The following is an 18,380-nucleotide window of genomic DNA, read 5'->3' as shown; positions in this document are numbered from 1 at the left end:
GTCGGCTCACCGCTCGGGGCTCGCCGGGCGGATGGAGAGGAGGCGCCTCATCGAATCCGCCGTCTCGCGGACCAGCTTCGGCCGCGTCTTCCAGGCGAGCAGGAAGAGCGCGACGAGCGCGACGACGTAAGGCACGGTGAGGACGAGATAGGACGGGAAACCGAAGGTCTGCAGCCGCAGCGACAGCGCATCGGCAAAGCCGAACAGCAGGCAGCCGAGGAGCAGCCGCACCGGGTCGCCGTTCGAGAAGATCAGGATCGCCACCGCCATGAAGCCGCGGCCGGACGACATGTTCTCGGTGAACATGGTGATGTAGCCGAGCGACATGTGCGCCCCCGCGAGGCCGGCGAGCAGCCCGCAGAGCAGCGAGGCGGTGTAGCGGATGCGCGTCACGGAGAGGCCCTGCGCCTCCGCGGCATCCGGCTTCTCGCCGACGACGCCGATATGGAGCCCGAGCCGGGTGCGCCGATAGAAGAGGACGAGCAGCGGCACCAGCAGGAAGGCGACATAGACGAGCGGGGTGAAGCCCGAGACGAGCGGGGCATAGGAGCCGAGCAGGTCGCGGGCGCCCGGCACGGTGAGCTTCGGCAGGCCGACGATGCCGTGGCCGACGATCGAGCCGCGCGTGCCGAAGATCGCCTTCATGAGCGAGATCGTCATGCCGCCGGCGAGGATGTTGAGGGCGAGCCCCACCACCACCTCGTTCGCCCGGAAGGTGACGACGAGAAGGGCGAAGACGAGCGCGAAGACGAGCGCAGCGGCGACGCCGCAGGCGACGCCGATAAGCGCCGAGCCCGTCCAGATCGAGCCGATCACCGCGAAGAAGGCGCCGACCAGCATCTGGCCCTCGAGGCCGATATTGAAGATGCCGGCCCTGGTGGTGAACGAGCCGCCGAGCGCGACGAGCAGGATCGGCGCCGTGGTGCGGATCGTCGCGACGACGAGGGCGACATTGAACAGTTTCTCTAGAACTTCCATCGCCGCTCCCCGGCCGTGCTGTCGGCCCTGCGGCGCATCAGGATCTGCGCCGAGACGGCGAGGATGATGAGGGCCTGGATGACGGTGATGATCTCGCGCGAGGCGTTGGTGTCGACCTCGAGCAGCAGCGAGCCGTTCCGGAGCGCGCCGAAGAACAGCGCCGTGACGATGGTGCCGAGCGGATGGCCATTGGCGAGCAGCGCCGCGATGACGCCGTCGAAGCCGAAGCCGGGCGCGAAGCCCTCCATGAAGCGCCGGTGCACGCCGAGCGCCTCGATGCCGCCGGCGAGCCCGCCGACCGCGCCGGAGACGAGCAGGACGGCGAAGCCCTGGCGGCGGATGTCGATGCCGCCATATTCGGCGAATTTCGGGTTCGACCCCATCGTCGTGATCGCGTAGCCGCGCGGCGTGGCGCGGAAATAGAACCAGACGCCGACGGCGAGCGCGAGGCCGATCACGATGCCCCAGTTGAGCCGCGAGAAATCGAAGATCGCCGGCAGATAGGCGCTCTCATGGATCGGCGGCGTCTCCGACCAGCCGCCCGGCCGCTTGAACAGGAAGATGGTGAGATAGGAGGTCAGGAGCACCGCCACATAGTTCGACAGGATGGTCGAGACCACCTCATTGGCGCCGTAGCGGGCGCGGAAGAAGGCCGGGATGGCGATCCAGGCGAGGCCGGCGAGCGCGGCGACGGCAAGGCCGAGGAGGACGTGGAAGACCGGCGGCAGCGAGAAGCCGAAGCCGATCCACGCGGCCGCGAAGCCGCCCATGAAGAGCTGGCCTTCGACGCCGATGTTGAAGAGGCCGGCGCGCAGCGAGATGCAGGCGGCGATGCCGCAGACGAGGATCGGCGTCGTCTGCAGGAGCGTGCCGGCGATCTTGGTGGCGTCGCCGAAGGCGCCGAGGAAGAGCACGCGGAAGACGCGGACCGGGCTTTCGCCGACCGCCAGGATGACGAGGGCGCCGAGCGCGATGGCGATCGCCACCGCGAGAACCTGGCCGAGGACGGCCCGCACGGGGTCGCTCATGCCGCGGCCTCCCTCGAAACGGCTTCGGGCGCGATGCCGGCCATCAGGAGGCCGAGCGCGTCCTCGCTCACCCCTTCGGCGTCGAGCGCGCCCATGATGCGGCCGTTGAACATCACGAGGATCCGGTCGGCGAGCGCGATCAGCTCGTCGAGCTGCACCGAGATCAGGAGGATCGCCCTGCCCTCGGCGCGCTGGCGCATGATCTCGTCGTGGATCGCTTCCTGCGCCCCGATGTCGACGCCGCGGGTCGGCTGGTCGACGAGCAGGAAGCGGGCATCGCCGGAGAATTCGCGCGCCACGACGACCTTCTGGATGTTTCCGCCCGACAGGCTCTTCACCGGCGCGTCCGGCCCCTGGGTGCGGATGTCGAACCGCCCGATCAGCTCTTCGGCCCGATGCCGGACATAGCTCCAGTCGATCAGGCCGCGGCGCGACCAGGGCGCCCGGTCCTGACGCGTCATGAGAATATTGGCGGCGACCGATGCGTGCCGGTCGACGCCGCGCACCATGCGGTCGCCGGGCACATGGGCGAGGCCGGCGGCGCGGATCGCGGCGGGGCTGCGGCCGGTCAGATCGACGTCGCCGAGGCGGAAGCGGCCGTGGCTTTCGGGCCGCAGGCCGGCGAGCACCTCGGCGAGTTCGGTCTGGCCATTGCCGGCGACGCCGGCGATGCCGACGACCTCGCCGGCCCGCACTTCGAAGGAGACGTCGCGGACCGCCGGCAGGCCACGCTCGTCGCGCGCCCAGAGCCGCTCGACGGCGAGCACCGGAGCGCCGGCGGATTTCTCGCGCGGCCGACGGTCGAAGCTGACCGCGCGGCCGACCATCATCTGGACCAGTTCGGCCTTGGTGAGGTCGGCGGTCGGACGGGTGGCGATCTTCTTGCCGAGCCGCAGCACGGTGACGGTATCCGACACCTCCATCACCTCCTCGAGATGATGCGAGATGAAGATCACCGTCATGCCCTTGGCGACGAAGCCGCGCAGCGTCTCGAACAGTTCGCGGCTCTCCTGCGGCGTCAGCACCGCGGTCGGCTCGTCGAGGATGATGATGCGCGCCCCGCGGGCGAGCACCTTCAGGATCTCGATCCGCTGCTCGATGCCGACCGAGAGGAGGCCGACGCGCTCGCCCGGATCGACCTTGAGGCCGAAGGTGCGCGACAGTTCGGCCGTCCTCGCGCGCTGTGCGCGATGATCGATCAGACCGCCCTTGGTGATCTCCATGCCGAGGAACACGTTCTCGGCGACGGTGAGCGAGGGCACGAGCTTGAAGTGCTGGTGCACCATGCCGATCCCGGCGGCGATCGCCGCGGTCGGCCCGGGCAGCACGGTCGGCTTGCCGTCGATCAGGATCTCGCCCTCGTCCGGCTGCAGCAGCCCGAACAGCACGTTCATCAGCGTCGTCTTGCCGGCGCCGTTCTCGCCGACGACGGCATGGATCTCGCCCGGGCGGACGGCGAGGTCGACCGACTCGTTCGCGGTGAAGGATCCGAAGCGCTTGGTGATCCGCTTCAGCTCGACGGCATAGTCCACGGAGAGACCCGGCTCTGGCGACAGAAGGAACAGGCGGCGCCCCGGGAGGGAGGGCGCCGCCCGGTGGATCGGCGGCTCTTACTGAGCTTCGCCGATCTTGACCGTGCCGTCGATCACGGCCTTGCGGGCCGCCTCGACCTTGTCCTTGATCTCGGCCGGGATGTTCGCCGCCACGTCGTCGCACATCTTCAGCTCGACGCCGCCCGAGGCGAGATCGAAGGTGCGCACGCCCGGCGTCACCTTCTTGCCCTCGACCTCTTCCTTGACGAGCGTATAGACGGCGACGTCGCCGCGCTTCAGCATCGAGGCGACCACATTGCCGGGCGCCGTGGCGCACATGTCGATGTCGACGCCGATCGAATATTTGTCGGCCGCCGCGCTCGCCTGCATGACGCCCTCGCCGGTCGGGCCGGCGACGTTGAAGACCACGTCGGCGCCCTGCTCGTAGAGGGCGAGCGTCAGCTCGCTGCCCTTCGCCGGATCGTCGAAGGTGCCGGCGAAGACGGCGTCGACGCGCACGTCGGGCGCCGCATCCTTGGAGCCCGCCTCATAGCCCTTCAGGAAGTTGCGGATCACCGGGATGTCGCGGCCGCCGACGAAGCCGATCGCCTTGCCGTCGCCCATCTTGGCGATCGCGCTGCCCTTCTCGGCCATCAGCCCGGCGAGCGTGCCGGCGAGATAGGAGCCCTGTTCCTCGGAGAAGTTCGCGTAGATGATCTTGTCGCTGTCGAGCACGCCGTCGATGAAGACGAAGCGCTGGTTCGGATAGGCGGCGGCCGCCTTCTGCAGCGCGTCGGCGAGCTCCCAGCCCATCACGAAGATCAGGTCGTACTGACCATCCTTCGCGGCATTGGCGAACTGTTCCTCATAGTCGAGCGCGCGATTGCCGGTATCGATCAGCTTGAGATCGATGCCGAAATCGTCCTTCGCCTTGTTGAGGCCGTTGACGATCGAGACGCCGAACCCTTGCGCGAAATAGCCGGAGATGGCGGCGACCGAAACCTTGTCCTGCGCGGCGGCGCTGCCGAGCATCATCAGCGATGCGCCGCAAAGCGCTGCGAAACGACGAGTCCAAGCGGACATGATGACCCACCCTGCGTTGAAGAAATGACCCTCGCGACCATCGCCGCCGCGTGCTTGTCGGCGATGTCGCCGCGCCGAGATCGTTGATGGTCAAACAAGTTTGATCGCGATCGCCGAACCTGTCAACGGCCGTTCGCCGCGTTGCGCTGCTCAAGTCCGAGGCATGCCAATCCGATTGACAAGCGGCCCGCGCCGCGCTTTCGATTGTATGACCATCAACGATCTGGTCCGGGACGGCGACGTCCCGTCAACTTCCAGACAGGGGAATCCGCATGCTCATGACAAGGGAAAGGCTGACGGCGCGCCTCCGGATCGCGTCGTGCCTGGCCGGCCTCGTATTCTTCGCCGGGGCGAGTTCCGGCGCCGCCGAAGGGATCACCCTCGAGGTGTTCGGCGGCTCGTCGCTCGACCAGCTGGCGCCACGCCAGGCGCCGGACGAGCAGAAGGCCATCCAGACGGCCGTCATCGACGGCTTCCTGAAGGCCAATCCGGACGTCGCCGCCGTCGACTGGGACGCCCAGGGCCCGCAGGGCGAGGGTGTCCAGCGGCTGATGACCGCGCGCCTCGGCGGCCAGGAGATCGACCTCGTCGCCTGCTCGGCTTTCCACACCAACGGCACCTATGTCCGCCGCAACCTCTTGATGCCGATCACCGACAAGCTCGGCGCCTTCAAGGACCGGATCGACGCCGCCGCGCTCGGCGCCTTCACGATCTCCGGCGAAGTCTACGGCGTGCCGATCTCGACGCTGTCGACCTCGACGATCTTCTACAACATCGACATGTTCGAGAAGCTCGGCATCGCATTGCCGAAGACCTACGAAGATCTGGTCGCCGCCGTGCCGAAGTTCCAGGCGGCCGGCGTCATTCCGCTGCTGCACCAGGGTGCGAACGCCCCGATGTGGCCGATGTGGTATTTCGAGACCTTCTCCCAGGCCTCGGGCGACCCGATCGGCAAGACCCAGAGCAATCTCGCCGGCACGACCAAGTTCACCGACGCGCCGGACGTCGAAGCGTTCGCGCTGATCAAGAAATGGGTCGACGACGGCGTGCTGTCGAAGGATTCGCTCGCCGTCGACATGGACGGCATGCGGTCCGCCTTCGCGACCGGCAAGAGCGCGATGTATTACGGCGGCACATGGGAGATCCCCTCGCTGCAGACCAGCGTGAAGGACTTCAAGTGGGGCGTCTTCGCGTTCCCCAAGATGGCCGGAACGCCGGGTGCGCCGAAGCACGGCGGCGGCGCCGACAACGGTATCTGCCTGTCCTCGTCGATCCCGCCGGAAAAGGTCGACGCGGCGATGCGCTTCGTCGAATACCTCACCCGGCCGGAAGTGGCGACGCTCTATCTCGCGCCCGAACAGCCGATCGCCGCTTCGATCGCCGGCGTGCCGCAGGTCGAGGAGGGTTACGCCAAGGATCTGCGCGCCGACGCCTTCCCGAACACGGTCAAGTTCCTCGACTGGATCTGGCCGTCCGAGATCGCGGTGGCGACCTCCTCGGCGATCGCCGGCATCGTCGGCGGCACGACCACCCCGGAAGAGGCCGCCGCCTCCCTCCAGTCCGTCTATGACGATCTGGTCGCCCAGGGCCAGTGGCCGCCGAAGTAGCCGAGGCCTCGCGGGACCCGGCACCACATCGGGCCGGGTCCCACCGATCATCCCCCGCACGTCCCGGAGACGGACCATGACCTCGCGCGCCGCACGGCAGCGTTTTTCGATCGGCTATCACCTGAACAGCTGGGATCTCGCCGGCCTGCCGCTCCGCCCGGCGCTCGACTTCCTGGCCGGCCAGGGTTTCGGCTGGTTCGAGATCCTCGCCTTCACCAGCCTGTCGGACCAGTATGCCCGCAAATACATGCAGATCGGCGATCAGGCGCCGATGGGCGTAACGACCGACACCGACATCCTGCGGCGCTATGCGATCCTCTCGGAGGCGCAGTCGGAGGTCGGGATCCGGCTCTCCTCGCTCTACTGCAACGCAATCTTCACCAATCCGGTCGCCTGGCCCTATGAACGCGACGTGCTCGTCAGCCTCGCCCGGCTGCTGAAGGGCTTCGGCGCGCCGGTGCTCGTTCTCGGCGGCGGCCCGTCGGAGCGCGTCGCCGGTCCGCACACGGCGGAAGACTACAAGACCTTCTGCCGCGCGCTCGAAGACATCGGCCGCCGGACCAGGGATCTCGGCATCGAGACGGTCTACCACCCGCATCTCGACACCTTCGTCGAGCGGCGCGACCAGCTCGACCGGATGATGGACGAGCTCGACACCCGCGTCGCCGGCCTGTGCATCGATCCGGCCCATCTCGCCCACACCAATTCGGACCCGGTCGACGCGCTGAAGACCTATGTCTCGGCGGTGCGCTACATGCACCTCAAGGATACCCGGGTCGACCCCGCCCTCGTCGGTTTCGACCGCTACAAGGCGTTCTGCGAACTCGGCGCCGGCGTCGTCGATCTGCCGGCGCTGGTCGATGTGCTGCTCGATGCCGAGTATGACGGGCTCGCCATCATCGAACTCGACATGTCGGAGAAGACCGCCGAAGCGAGTGCGATCGAGAGCATCGCCTATGTCCGCGACACGCTCGGCCTCGCGCTCACCCCGGCGGCGGAGGCCTCGGCGTGAGCCCGCGGCCGCAGGGCGTTCCGGCCGGCGGCCGCCATTTCGTGCGGGGCGGCGCGCTGCGCCGTCTCGCCGCCCGCGACGGAACGGCGGCGGCGGTGATGATCGCGCCGGCCGCCGTCCTCTTCGCGCTGTTCTTCGCCTGGCCCTTCGTGCAGGGCTTCTGGCTCAGCCTCCACCACTGGGACGGCTTCTCGCCGCCCCGGTTCGCCGGTGCCGCCAACTATCTGCGGCTCCTCAAGGATCGCGTCTTCCTCGGCGCGCTCGAGAACAATGTGATCTTCGTCGTCGCGGTCGTCGTGCTGAAGAACGTGCTCGGCCTCGCCGTCGCCCTGCTGCTCGACAAGGCGGTGTTCGGGCGCGCCTTCTTCCGGGCGGCCGCCTTCATCCCCGTCACCATGTCCTTCGTCGCGGTGGGCCTGCTCTGGTCGTGGATCTACAATCCGGTCTTCGGCCTCTTGAACGCCGCGCTCGATCTCTTCGGATTGTCGGCGCTCAAGATGTCCTGGCTCGGCGACGCCGACATCGCGCTCTATTCGGTGATCGCCGTCGATGTCTGGAAGTGGCTCGGCTTCCACGCCGTGATCTATCTCGCCGGGCTCAGGACCATCCCGGCCGAGCTCTATGAGAGCGCCACCATGGACGGCGCCGGCCCGCTCGGGCGGCTTTGGCACGTCACCCTGCCGCTTCTCACCCCCGTCGTCTTCATCAACACGCTGCTCGCCTTTTCCGGCGCCTTCGTGCGCAATTTCGACATCGTCTATGTGCTCACCAAGGGCGGCCCGAACCACGCCACGGAAGTGGTGCTCACCGACATGATGACGCGCGCTTTCGGCAACGGCCAGATGGGCTACGCGGCCGCGATGGGCTATCTGCTCTTCCTGATCGTCGGCCTGCTGAGCGTCGCGCTGCTCGCCCTGATGCGGAGCCGGAGGCTCGACGTCTGATGGCCGCATCCCGAGACGATGTCCCCGCCCGGATCGATCCCGCCACCCTGCTCCGCCCGCGCCGGCTCGCCGGTCTCGCCGGCGTCTATCTCGCCCTCACCGTCGTCGTCGTCCAGACCCTCTATCCCTTGCTCTGGGTGCTCTCCGGCTCGCTGAAGTCGAAACAGGACCTGATCAACAACGTCTGGGGGCCGCCGGCCTCCTTCGTCCTGTCGAATTATGCAGACGCGTGGCGGATCGCCGGCATGGGAAGCCGCGTCGCCAACAGCGCGATGGTCACCGCGCTCGCCCTCGCCGTCCTCGTCGCGGCGGCGACGCCCTGCGCCTATGCCGTGTCCCGGCTCCGCTTCCGCGGCCGCGGGCTCGTCGTCGCGGTGACCGTCGCGGCGATGCTGGTCCCCCCGCAGGTGATGGCGATCCCGCTCTTCATGGTCGCCCGCGATCTCGGCATCATCAACAGCCGGGTCGGCGTCGCCTTCATCTATGCCGCGACCTCGCTGCCGCTGTCGGTCTTCATCCTGCGGAGCTTCTTCCTGTCGCTGCCGATGGACCTCGAGGACGCGGCGCGCATCGACGGTGCCTCGCGGCTGACGATCCTCACAAGGATCATGCTGCCGCTCGTCCGGCCCGGCGTGGCGCTCATCGTGATCTTCGGCTTCATCGAGATCTGGAACGACTTCTTCCTCGCCTTCCTGCTCCTGCGCGAGCCCTCGGTGCAGACCATCCCGCTCGGGCTGGTCGCCTTCTTCCAGCAATACGACTCGCTCTGGAACCAGTATTTCGCGGCACTGACGATCACGACCCTGCCGGTGATCGTCGTCTTCGTGCTGATGCAGCGGCAGTTCATCGCCGGCCTGACCGCCGGCGCGGTGAAGGGTTGACATGAGCGAGCGTCCGATCGGCGTCGGGGTGATCGGCTGCGGCGAGATCGCCCAGCTGATGCACCTGCCCTACCTGCACGAACTGCCGGAGTTCCGGATCGCGGCGCTGTGCGACATCTCGCCGACGCTGGTCGAGACGCTCGGTGATCACTACGGCGTCGCCCGCCGCACCACCGATCACCGCGAACTGCTCGCCGACCCGAAGGTCGACGCCGTCGTCATCTGCACCTACGACCATGGTCCGATCGTCGCCGATACGATCGCGGCGGGGAAGCACTTCATCGTCGAGAAGCCGCTCGCCTTCACGCCCGAAGAGGCGCGGCCGCTGGTCGAGCGGGCCCGCGAGGCCGGGCTCGTCGCGATGGTCGGCTACATGAAACTGTTCGATCCCGGCTACGAATACGGACGCGCACGGATCGCCGCGATCGGCAAGCCCGCCTCGATCCGCGTCCATGATTTCGCCGGCCGCTTCGACCGCTACGGCGCGCTCTACAGCCAGATCCGGCCCGCCGACGTTCCGGCCGACCGGGTCGCCGCCGGCCGTGCCGCCGTCGAGGCGCGGATCGACGCGATGCTCGGCCCCGATCATGCCGGCTACCGCGACCTCTACTTCACCATCCTGATGCTCGGCAGCCACGATCTCGCCGTGTTGCGCGCCGCCTTCGGCGCGCCGGAAGGCGTGGCCTATGCGCGCGCCATCGGGCCGAATCACGTGATGGCGGTGCTCGACTATCCGGGCGGCGTTCCCGCCCTGCTCGAGATCGCCTTCGGGGCGCAATACGAATGGTGGGACGAGGGCATCGAGGTGCGCGGCCGCGACGAGACCGTGCGCATCGCGTTCCAGAACCCCTATTGGCGGAACGCCTCGGCCATCGTCCATATCCAGGAGGCGGCGGGCGACGGCCCCTCGGAGCGGATCGTTCCCGGGGTGCCGGACACGTCCTTCCGGCGCGAATGGAAGCATTTCGCGGCGGCGATCCGCTCCGACGAGCCGGTTCGCTCGACGCTCGAAGGCGGCCTCGACGACCTCGAACTGGCGCTCGCCATCGTTCGCGCCCTGCCGCCCAAGGGACGGGCATGAGGATCGTCGTCACGGGTTCGAGCGGCCTGCTCGGCCGCCATGTCGCGGCGGCGCTCGTCGCCGCGGGGCACGATGTGGTCGGCATGGACCGGCTGCCGCCGCGCCCCGAGGCCCGCTGGCTCCACGTCACGGCCGACGCCACCGACTTCGCCGCGGCGCTGCAGATCGTGCGGCGCTGCGACGCCGTCGCCCACATCGCGGCGATCCCGCGCCCGACGGGCCGCGCGGCGGAAGAGGTGTTCCGCACCAACACCGCCGCGGCCTACAACGTCGTCGAGGCGGCCGTGCTCAACGGTGTGAAGCGGATCGTCTACGCCTCATCGATGAGCGTGCTCGGCTATCCCTTCTTCGAGCGGCCCGTCGTGCCGCACTATCTGCCCTTCGATTCGGCTCACCCGCCGGCGCCGCAGGATGCCTATGCGCTGTCGAAATGGCTCGGCGAGGAGATCGTCGACGCCGCGGTGCGCCGCGCCGGCCTCGAGGCGGTCAGCCTGCGCATGCCGTGGATCCAGACCGCGGAGAGTTTTGTCCGCGATGTGCGGCCGCGGCGGGTCCATGCCGACCTCGTCGCCCGCGACCTGTGGGGCTATCTCGACGCGGAGGACGCGGCGGAGGCCTTCCTCGCCGCCGTCGAGCGGCCGATCGAGGGCCATCGGCGCCTCTTCATCTCGGCCGCCGACACCTTCATGGAAGAGGACACGGCGGCGCTGGTGGCGGCCGCCTATCCCGGCGTGCCGCTGCGCCGGCCGCCGGTCGGGCGGGAGACGGTGTTCGACCTCGCCGAGGCGGCGGCAGCGCTCGGCTGGGCACCGCGCCGGTCCTGGCGCGATTACTGACCGGCGCGACGAACGGGAGGAACGGGGATGAAGCGTTTCGAGGACAGGGTCGTCGTCGTCACCGGCGGCGGCGGTGCGATCGGCGCCGCGGCGGCCCGACGTTTCGCGAGCGAAGGCGCGAAGCTCGCCATCGTCGACCGCGATCGCGCCAGAGCGCAGGCGGTCGCCGATGAACTCGTCGCGGCCGGCGGCGCGGCGCTCGCCATCGAGGCGGATGTCGGCTCGGAACTCGATGCCGAGGACGCCATCTGCGAGACGGTCGGGGTGCTCGGCGGGCTCGACGTTCTGTTCAACAATGCCGGCATTCCGGGCAAGGTCGCGCCGGTGCACGATCTCGCGGTCGAGGACTGGGACGAGATCGTGCGGATCAATCTGCGCGGCATCTTCCTCGTGCAGCGCTTCGCGCTGCGGGCGATGATCGCCGCGAAGACGAAGGGCAGCGTCGTCAACATGGCCTCGTCGATGGCCGGCTTCGACGTGCTCGCCGGCGGCGCCGGCTATGCCGCGACCAAGCACGCCGTGCTCGGCCTCACCCGCATCGCCGCGCTCGACGCCGCGGCCTACGGCATTCGCGTCAACGCGGTGTGCCCGGGGGTGATCGAGACGCGGCTCGGCGTTCCGGCCGGCGACGAGGCGGAATACCGCGCCGGCATCGCCCGTTTCGCCGACCGCATCCCGCTGCGGCGGATCGGCCAGCCGGAGGATGTCGCGGCCGTCGTCGCCTTCCTCGCCTCCGACGAGGCGGCCCACGTCACCGGCGCAGGCTGGCTCATCGATGGCGGCCAGACCATGCAGAGCTGGGCGAACGCGCCCGATGCCGAGGCCTATCCGCGCTTCGTATGAAAAAGTGCGGCGCATGTCGCCCACATGCGCCGCGAAGGTTCGGAAACGGCCCTGTTGCAGGGAGAGGCCGCCCGGGGAGGATCAGCTGTCGAGCGCGGCGAGCGGCCGGCGGTCGCGGATGACGATGTGGCGCGCGCTCGGCATGTCGATCAGCTTCTGATCCTCGAGCTGCGTCATGGTGCGCGACACGGTCTCGATCGTCAGACCGAGGAAATCGGCGATGTCCTGGCGGCTCATCGGCAGCTCGATCGCATTGCCGCCATGGGTCCGCTCGTTCATCTGGATGAGGAAGGAGGCGACACGCTCGAGCGCGCTCTTGCGGCCGAGCAGAACGCAATGCGCCTGCGCCCGTTCGAGCTCGAAGGCGGTCAGCCGCCACAGATCGCCGATCAGCGAGGGCTGGCTCGCCATGCGGTGCTTCAGCGCCTCGCGGCGGACGACGAGCAACTGGGTGGCGGTGATCGCCTCGGCGCAGAAGTGATAGCTCTCGCCCGCTTCGAGGCCGAACATCTCGCCGGCGAGATAGAAGGCGTTGACCTGGCGGCGGCCGTCCTCGAGCAACTGGAAGGTGCGCACCGCCCCCGACACCACCTTGAACATCCGGTCGGCGCGATCGCCCTCGCTGTAGATCGCGCGGTTGGCGGCAACGGTCTGGCGGGTGGCGGCGGACCACAGCGTCTCCGCCTCGTCCTCGACCTTGGCGTCCACATCGAAGGGGAAGGGCCGCACGGCGCGGCTGCCGATCGTCGTCTGCTGCAACATGGGACTGATCTCTCCGCTCGAATTTCGTGAGATCATCCGTAGCGATCGGCAGCCCCCGACATAATTCGGTTTGCTCCTTAAGGGATATTACGTACGGAGCCGGCGCCCGTCTTGATCGCGGTCAATGCCGTCCTCCGGTCCGCCGCTAGCCTCGCCGCGCCCACCCCCCGGTCCGACGGAGCCATCACCATGGATGCCCGAGCCCCCGCGCCGCCGCCGGCGACCCGCCCCCCGCCCCCGCCGGGCGATCCGGCCGACGACCGGTTGTCGAGCGAGGGCTTCCGCGCCATCGACCGGATGACGAGCGCGAGCCTCGCCCGGCTGACCGGCGGCCTGTCGCCCGCCGCGCTCGGCCTCGCCTTCGCCGACTGGGCGATCCATCTCGCCGGTGCGCCCGGCAAGCGCGCCGAGCTGGCCGCGAAGGCGATGGAGAAGACGGCGCGGCTCGCCGCGCATGCCGCCCGCGCGGCGGTCGATCCGCAGGCGACGCCGGCGATCGCGCCCCTCCCGGGCGACGAGCGCTTCGCCGATCCGGCCTGGCGCAACCCGCCCTTCAATCTCTCATATCAGGCCTTCCTGCTCGCCCAGCAATGGTGGCACAACGCCACTCAAGAGGTGCCCGGGGTGTCGCGCCACCACGAGGCGGTGGTCTCCTTCGCGATCCGGCAGTGGCTCGACATGATGGCGCCGGCCAATCTCCCCTTCGCCAATCCGGAAGTGATCGCCCGCACGGCCGAGACGGGCGGCGCCAATCTGCTCGAGGGCGCGCGCAATTTCATCGAGGACTGGACGCGCCAGATCACCGGTGCGCCGCCGGTCGGGACGGAGGCCTTCGAGGTCGGCCGCGACGTTGCGGTGACGCGGGGTAAGGTGGTCTTCCGCAACCACCTGATCGAGCTGATCCAGTATGCGCCGGCGACGGAGACGGTACTGGCCGAGCCGGTGCTGATCGTCCCGGCCTGGATCATGAAATACTACATCCTCGACCTGTCGCCGGAGAACTCCCTCGTCCGCTATCTCGTCGGGAAGGGCCACACCGTCTTCTGCATCTCCTGGCGCAATGTGACGAGCGACGACCGCGACCTGTCGCTCGAGGATTACCGGCGCCAGGGCGTGATGGCGGCGCTCGATGCGGTCGGCGCGATCGTGCCGGGCGCGAAGGTCCATGCGGCGGGTTATTGCCTCGGCGGCACGCTGCTCGCTCTCGCCGCCGCGGCGATGGCCGAGTTCGGCGACGACCGGCTCGCCTCGGTCACGCTCCTCGCCGCGCAGACCGACTTCACCGAGCCCGGCGAATTGCAGCTCTTCATCGACGAGAGCGAGGTCGCCTTCCTCGAAGGCATGATGTGGGACCGCGGCACGCTCGGCGCCGGACAGATGGCGGGCGCCTTCCAGATGCTGCGCTCCAACGATCTCGTCTGGTCGCGCCTCGTGCACGACTATCTGATGGGCGAGCGCACGCCGATGATCGACCTGATGGCCTGGAACGCCGATGCGACGCGTATGCCCTACCGCATGCATTCCGACTATCTGCGCAGGCTCTTCCTCGACAACGACCTCGCCTCGGGCCGTGTCATGGTCGACGGCCGGCCGATCGCCATCCAGAACATCCGCGCGCCGATTTTCGCCGTCGGCACCGAGCGCGATCACGTCGCGCCGTGGCGCTCGGTCTACAAGATCCACTATCTCTCCGACACCGACGTCACCTTCGCGCTGACGAGCGGCGGCCATAATGCCGGCATCGTCAGCGAGCCCGGCCACAGGCACCGCTCGTTCCGGATCCGGACGAAGAAGGCGGACGATCTCTGCCACAGCCCGGACGAATGGCTCGCCGAGGCGGCGCGCACGGAGGGCTCCTGGTGGACCGCCTGGGAAGCCTGGCTGACGGCGCATTCGAGCCCGGACCGGATTGCCCCGCCGGCGCTCGGCGGCCCGGGCCATCCGCCGCTCGCCGACGCGCCCGGCACCTATGTCTTCCAGAGGTGAGGTCCCGATGGACGCCCCGCTCCTCCTGCGCAACCGCCCGTTCGACGCGCTCGTCATCGGCGACAGCGCCACGCTCAGCCGCACGGTCACGGAGGCGGACATCAAGCTCTTCGCCGCCGTCACCGGCGACGTCAATCCGGCCCATCTCGATGCCGCCTTCGCCGCCACCGATCCGTTCGGCCATGTCGTCATCCACGGCATGTGGACCGGCAGCCTGATCTCGGCGCTGCTCGGCACGCAGCTTCCGGGCCCCGGCACGATCTATCTCGACCAGACGCTCCGCTTCCGCCGCCCGGTCGCGCCCGGCGACACGGTGACGGCCCGCGTCACGGTGAAGGAGAAGCGCGCCGAGCGGCGCATCGTCGTGCTCGACACGATCTGCGCCAATGCGAGCGGCGAAACCGTGCTCTCCGGCGAGGCGACGGTGATCGCGCCGGCGGAATCGATCGCCCTGCCGCCGATGGTGGTGCCGGAGGTGCGGCTCAACGGGCACGACCGCTATGCCCGCTTCATCGGCGAGGCGCGGCAGGGCGCGCCGCTCGCCACGGCGGTCGTGCATCCCTGCAATGCCGAGGCGCTCGGCGCCGCGCTCGAGGCGCGCGACGAGGGGCTGATCGCACCGCTCCTCGTCGGACCCGAGGCGAAGATCCGCGCCGCGGCGGAGGCGGCCGGCCTGTCGCTCGCCGGGCTGCGCATCGAGCCGGCGGAGCACAGCCACGAGGCCGCGGAGCGCGCCGTGGCGCTCGCCGCCGCCGGCACGGTCGACGCGCTGATGAAGGGCAGCCTGCACAGCGACGAACTGCTCGGCGCGGTGGTCGCGCCCGGCTCCGGTCTCAGGACGGAGCGGCGCATCAGCCATGTCTATGTGCTCGACGTGCCGACTTATCCGAAACCCCTCATCGTCACCGATGCGGCGGTCAACATCGCGCCCACCCTCGCCCACAAGCGCGACATCGTCCAGAACGCCATCGATCTGATGCACCGGCTCGGCGTCGAGGAACCGCTGGTCGCCGCGCTCGCCGCCGTCGAGACGGTCGACCCGGCAATGCCCGCGACGCTCGATGCGGCCGCACTCACCGTGATGGCGGCGCGCGGCCAGATCACCGGGGCCAAGGTCGACGGGCCGCTCGCCTTCGACAACGCGATCAGCCTCGCCGCAGCGCGGATCAAGGAGATCGTCTCGCCCGTCGCGGGTCGCGCCGACATCCTCCTCGCACCCGACCTCGAGGCCGGCAACATGCTGGCGAAGCAGCTGATCTATCTCGGCGGGGCGGATGCCGCCGGGCTGGTGCTCGGCGCGCGGGTGCCGATCATCCTGACGAGCCGGGCCGACAGCCTGAAGGTGCGGCTCGCCTCGGCCGCGCTGGCGAAGCTCGCCGGCGTCAAGCGTCCGGTGGCGGCATGACCGGGCGGATCCTGCTCACCTTCAATCCCGGCTCCTCGACGATCAAGCTCGGCCTCTTCGCCCTGCCACAAGCCGGTCCGCCGCGCCGCATCGGCCGCGGCATGATCGACCTCAAGCGGGCGCCGCTCGTCCTTCACATCACCGAGGGGCCGCAGACGGTCGACATCCCGCTGTCCGCGGCGCCCGCCGAGGACGACCTTCACGACGTGATCCGCGAGACGCTCGACTGGCTGGCGCATCATTTCGGCACCGCCGAGATCGCCGCCGCGGGCCATCGCGTCGTGCATGGCGGCGACCGCTTCGCCGGTCCGGTGCGGATCACGCCCGAGGTGCTCGCGGCGATCGCGGCGCTCACCCCGCTCGCGCCGCTGCACCAGCCGCACAGCCTCCGGCTGATCCGGGCGATCGGCCGGATCTGGCCGGACCGGCCGCAGACCGCCTCCTTCGACACCGCCTTCCACCGGTCGCAGAGCGATCTCGTCCGCCGCTTCGCCCTGCCCCGGGTCCTCTTCGACGAAGGGATCAAGCGCTACGGCTTCCACGGCCTCTCCTATCGCTCGATCGCCGGCCAGCTCGCGGCGCGCGACCCGGCGCTCGCTGCCGGCCGCGTGGTGGTCGCCCATCTCGGCAGCGGCGCCAGCCTCTGCGCGCTCGAAGGCGGGGTGAGCCGCGACACCTCGATGAGCTTCTCGACCCTCGACGGCATTCCGATGGCGACCCGCTGCGGCGCGCTCGACCCGGGCGTGCTCCTTCATCTGCTCCAGAGGAACGATCTCGGCGCGCCGGAGGTGGAAGACATGCTCTACCACCGCTCCGGCCTCCTCGGCGTGTCCGGAACGAGCGGCGACAGCCGTGATCTCCTCGCGAGCGACCGGCCCGAGGCGCGCGAGGCGCTCGCCCTCTTCGCCTTCCGCATCGCCCGCGAGATCGCCGCGCAGGCGACGACGATCGGCGGGCTCGACGGGCTCGTCTTCACCGCCGGCATCGGCGAGCACCAGCCGGCGGTCCGGGCCGCGATCGGGCAGCATCTCGCCTGGCTCGGCGTCGCCCTCGACGGGACGGCGAACGGTGCGAACGCGTTCCGGATCGAGGCGGCGGCGAGCCGCGTCGCGGTGCGGGTGATGGCGACCGACGAGGAACAGGTGATCGCGGAAGAAGCGGCGGGGCTGCTCGCGGCCTGACGGTTCCACTCCCCAGGCCCCTCGCCTGCCTTGGGGGGCGGTCCTTGCTCCCTTCTTGAGCGATGTCGGCGCGTAGCCGGGCGGACCCGGGCGGGCGCCCTACCCGGCGGCCAGCAGGGCCTTGCGGAAGCGCAGCGCCGCGAGGGCGAAGAAGGCGGCGCCGATCGCCGTCAGCGCCCCGAGCTGCGGCCAGATGATCGAGAGCCCGGCGCCGCGATAGAGGATCGCCTGCGCGAGCGCGACGAAATGGGTCGACGGCGAGAGCTGCATCACCATGCGCAGCCAGTCCGGCATGCTTTCGAGCGGCGTGGTGCTGCCCGACAGGAGATACATGACGACGATCACCGGGATGACGATCAGGCCGAACTGACCCATGGTCGTCGCGACCGTGGCGATCAGGATGCCGAGGGCGGTCACCGAGAAGAGATAGAGCACGGTCGCGCCGACGAAGAGCGGCACCGAACCGGCGATCGGCACGGCGAGCAGCCGTTCGACGACGAGGGTCAGCGACAGCGTCGCGGCAACGACGATGACGAGGCCGTTCGCCCAGATCTTTGCCGCCATGATCTCCATCGGCGTCACCGGCATGACGAGGAGATGCTCGATCGTGCCGTGCTCGCGCTCGCGGATCAGCGCCGCGCCCGTCAGAATGATCGCGAGCAGCGTGATGTTGTTGACCACCTGCATCACGGCGGTGAACCAGGCCGAGTTGAGGTTGGGGTTGAAGAGCGCGCGAACGACCAGTTGGACCGGCGCGGTCGAGGCCTGATCGGGCAGCGCTGTGGCGACCTCCTGCCCGATGATGCTCTGAATGTAGCCGGCGCCGTTGCCGGCCTGCGACATCGCGGTGGCGTCGACGTCGATCTGGATCGTCGGATGCCGGCCGGCGATCGCGTCCTCCTCGAAGCGGGGTGGGATCTCGACCACGAAGACGAAGCGGCCGGCATTCATCGCCCTATCGATCTCCGCCGCGTCGATCAGTTCGGGCGGCTTGAAGAAGGGAGCGAGCAGTGCATCGCGGATGCGCGCCGAGAGCATCGAACGATCCTCGTCGACGATGCCGACGGCAGCGTTCTCGACCTCGAACTTGGCGCCCGTCGACACCGAATAGACCGCGATCGTGAAGGTGTAGACGATCAGGATGACGAGCACCGGGTCGGCACGCAGGCTGTAGAGCTCCTTGATGCCGAGCCGCAGGATGCGAAACAACCGGGCCTTCAT

The 18,380-nt window shown here is 69.2% G+C and carries 16 protein-coding genes; 10 read left to right on the top strand and 6 right to left on the bottom strand.

All coding sequences use genetic code 11. The features are described 5' to 3' along the window. Positions 1-6: 6 nt before the first annotated feature. The 4 genes from GGQ63_RS09855 to GGQ63_RS09840 form a co-directional block, all read right to left on the bottom strand. Positions 7-978: an ABC transporter permease gene (locus GGQ63_RS09855; RefSeq protein WP_183855182.1), complete on the bottom strand. Its 972-nt coding sequence runs from the start codon at positions 976-978 to the stop codon at positions 7-9. After that, positions 966-2,006, bottom strand: coding sequence for an ABC transporter permease (locus GGQ63_RS09850; protein ID WP_183855180.1), 1,041 nt, complete (start codon positions 2,004-2,006; stop codon positions 966-968). Before GGQ63_RS09850 ends, GGQ63_RS09855 begins: the two co-directional genes overlap by 13 nt. Beyond that, entirely contained in the window at positions 2,003-3,538 is a 1,536-nt protein-coding gene (locus GGQ63_RS09845; RefSeq protein ID WP_183855178.1) for an ATP-binding cassette domain-containing protein, read from the bottom strand. Before GGQ63_RS09845 ends, GGQ63_RS09850 begins: the two co-directional genes overlap by 4 nt. A gap of 78 nt (positions 3,539-3,616) precedes the next feature. Next, positions 3,617-4,621: a BMP family lipoprotein gene (locus GGQ63_RS09840; protein WP_183855176.1), complete on the bottom strand. Its 1,005-nt coding sequence runs from the start codon at positions 4,619-4,621 to the stop codon at positions 3,617-3,619. Positions 4,622-4,893: 272 nt separating this feature from the next. On the opposite strand from GGQ63_RS09840, the gene GGQ63_RS09835 reads away from it, so the two are divergent. The 7 genes from GGQ63_RS09835 to GGQ63_RS09805 all read left to right on the top strand — a co-directional run bounded on the left by GGQ63_RS09835 (position 4,894) and on the right by GGQ63_RS09805 (position 11,825). Continuing rightward, entirely contained in the window at positions 4,894-6,228 is a 1,335-nt protein-coding gene (locus GGQ63_RS09835; protein ID WP_183855174.1) for an ABC transporter substrate-binding protein, read from the top strand. A 76-nt stretch (positions 6,229-6,304) separates the two neighbouring features. Next, complete coding sequence (locus GGQ63_RS09830) at positions 6,305-7,240, top strand: sugar phosphate isomerase/epimerase family protein (RefSeq protein WP_183855172.1); 936 nt, start codon at positions 6,305-6,307, stop codon at positions 7,238-7,240. Next, positions 7,237-8,184, top strand: coding sequence for a carbohydrate ABC transporter permease (locus tag GGQ63_RS09825; RefSeq protein WP_343061122.1), 948 nt, complete (start codon positions 7,237-7,239; stop codon positions 8,182-8,184). The genes GGQ63_RS09830 and GGQ63_RS09825 overlap by 4 nt, the downstream gene beginning before the upstream one ends. Then, entirely contained in the window at positions 8,184-9,065 is an 882-nt protein-coding gene (locus GGQ63_RS09820; protein ID WP_183855170.1) for a carbohydrate ABC transporter permease, read from the top strand. Before GGQ63_RS09825 ends, GGQ63_RS09820 begins: the two co-directional genes overlap by 1 nt. A gap of 1 nt (position 9,066) precedes the next feature. Then, positions 9,067-10,146 (top strand): Gfo/Idh/MocA family protein, encoded by a 1,080-nt coding sequence (locus tag GGQ63_RS09815; RefSeq protein ID WP_183855168.1) that lies wholly within the window; start codon positions 9,067-9,069, stop codon positions 10,144-10,146. Then, positions 10,143-10,982, top strand: a complete 840-nt coding sequence (locus GGQ63_RS09810) for an NAD-dependent epimerase/dehydratase family protein (RefSeq protein ID WP_183855166.1) — start codon at positions 10,143-10,145, stop codon at positions 10,980-10,982. The genes GGQ63_RS09815 and GGQ63_RS09810 overlap by 4 nt, the downstream gene beginning before the upstream one ends. Positions 10,983-11,009: 27 nt before the next feature. Next, positions 11,010-11,825, top strand: coding sequence for an SDR family NAD(P)-dependent oxidoreductase (locus GGQ63_RS09805; protein WP_183855163.1), 816 nt, complete (start codon positions 11,010-11,012; stop codon positions 11,823-11,825). An 81-nt stretch (positions 11,826-11,906) separates the two neighbouring features. Here GGQ63_RS09805 and GGQ63_RS09800 read toward each other — a convergent pair whose 3' ends face one another. Next, a complete protein-coding gene (locus GGQ63_RS09800; protein ID WP_183855161.1) occupies positions 11,907-12,587 on the bottom strand; it encodes a helix-turn-helix domain-containing protein in 681 nt (226 codons plus the stop codon). Between the two features lie 189 nt (positions 12,588-12,776). Here GGQ63_RS09800 and GGQ63_RS09795 point away from each other — a divergent pair, with 189 nt between their 5' ends. Genes GGQ63_RS09795 through GGQ63_RS09785 form a run of 3 tightly spaced genes read left to right on the top strand, consistent with a single transcriptional unit; the run spans position 12,777 to position 17,159 of the window. After that, a complete protein-coding gene (locus tag GGQ63_RS09795) occupies positions 12,777-14,573 on the top strand; it encodes a PHA/PHB synthase family protein (RefSeq protein WP_183855159.1) in 1,797 nt (598 codons plus the stop codon). 7 nt (positions 14,574-14,580) lie between these two features. Continuing rightward, positions 14,581-15,978: a bifunctional enoyl-CoA hydratase/phosphate acetyltransferase gene (locus GGQ63_RS09790; protein ID WP_183855157.1), complete on the top strand. Its 1,398-nt coding sequence runs from the start codon at positions 14,581-14,583 to the stop codon at positions 15,976-15,978. After that, complete coding sequence (locus GGQ63_RS09785; RefSeq protein WP_183855155.1) at positions 15,975-17,159, top strand: acetate/propionate family kinase; 1,185 nt, start codon at positions 15,975-15,977, stop codon at positions 17,157-17,159. Before GGQ63_RS09790 ends, GGQ63_RS09785 begins: the two co-directional genes overlap by 4 nt. 99 nt (positions 17,160-17,258) lie before the next feature. Here the strand turns inward: GGQ63_RS09785 and GGQ63_RS09780 are convergent, their stop codons facing one another. Further along, a complete protein-coding gene (locus GGQ63_RS09780) occupies positions 17,259-18,380 on the bottom strand; it encodes an ABC transporter permease (RefSeq protein WP_183855153.1) in 1,122 nt (373 codons plus the stop codon).

Origin of the sequence: Prosthecomicrobium pneumaticum (genome assembly GCF_014199915.1) — a bacterium.
In the GTDB taxonomy this organism is placed as follows: domain Bacteria; phylum Pseudomonadota; class Alphaproteobacteria; order Rhizobiales; family Kaistiaceae; genus Prosthecomicrobium; species Prosthecomicrobium pneumaticum.
Note: the sequence above shows the minus strand (reverse complement) of the source record. Positions and strands in the feature narration are given on the sequence as shown.

Excerpts from the sequence above, each read along its gene's own strand:
- GGQ63_RS09855 (WP_183855182.1), bottom strand. The coding sequence starts at position 978 with ATGGAAGTTCTAGAGAAACTGTTCAATGTCGCCCTCGTCGTCGCGACG.
- GGQ63_RS09850 (WP_183855180.1), bottom strand. The coding sequence starts at position 2,006 with ATGAGCGACCCCGTGCGGGCCGTCCTCGGCCAGGTTCTCGCGGTGGCG.
- GGQ63_RS09840 (WP_183855176.1), bottom strand. The coding sequence starts at position 4,621 with ATGTCCGCTTGGACTCGTCGTTTCGCAGCGCTTTGCGGCGCATCGCTG.
- GGQ63_RS09835 (WP_183855174.1), top strand. The coding sequence starts at position 4,894 with ATGCTCATGACAAGGGAAAGGCTGACGGCGCGCCTCCGGATCGCGTCG.
- GGQ63_RS09830 (WP_183855172.1), top strand. The coding sequence starts at position 6,305 with ATGACCTCGCGCGCCGCACGGCAGCGTTTTTCGATCGGCTATCACCTG.
- GGQ63_RS09820 (WP_183855170.1), top strand. The coding sequence starts at position 8,184 with ATGGCCGCATCCCGAGACGATGTCCCCGCCCGGATCGATCCCGCCACC.
- GGQ63_RS09815 (WP_183855168.1), top strand. The coding sequence starts at position 9,067 with ATGAGCGAGCGTCCGATCGGCGTCGGGGTGATCGGCTGCGGCGAGATC.
- GGQ63_RS09810 (WP_183855166.1), top strand. The coding sequence starts at position 10,143 with ATGAGGATCGTCGTCACGGGTTCGAGCGGCCTGCTCGGCCGCCATGTC.
- GGQ63_RS09805 (WP_183855163.1), top strand. The coding sequence starts at position 11,010 with ATGAAGCGTTTCGAGGACAGGGTCGTCGTCGTCACCGGCGGCGGCGGT.
- GGQ63_RS09800 (WP_183855161.1), bottom strand. The coding sequence starts at position 12,587 with ATGTTGCAGCAGACGACGATCGGCAGCCGCGCCGTGCGGCCCTTCCCC.
- GGQ63_RS09795 (WP_183855159.1), top strand. The coding sequence starts at position 12,777 with ATGGATGCCCGAGCCCCCGCGCCGCCGCCGGCGACCCGCCCCCCGCCC.
- GGQ63_RS09790 (WP_183855157.1), top strand. The coding sequence starts at position 14,581 with ATGGACGCCCCGCTCCTCCTGCGCAACCGCCCGTTCGACGCGCTCGTC.
- GGQ63_RS09785 (WP_183855155.1), top strand. The coding sequence starts at position 15,975 with ATGACCGGGCGGATCCTGCTCACCTTCAATCCCGGCTCCTCGACGATC.
- GGQ63_RS09780 (WP_183855153.1), bottom strand. The coding sequence starts at position 18,380 with ATGAAGGCCCGGTTGTTTCGCATCCTGCGGCTCGGCATCAAGGAGCTC.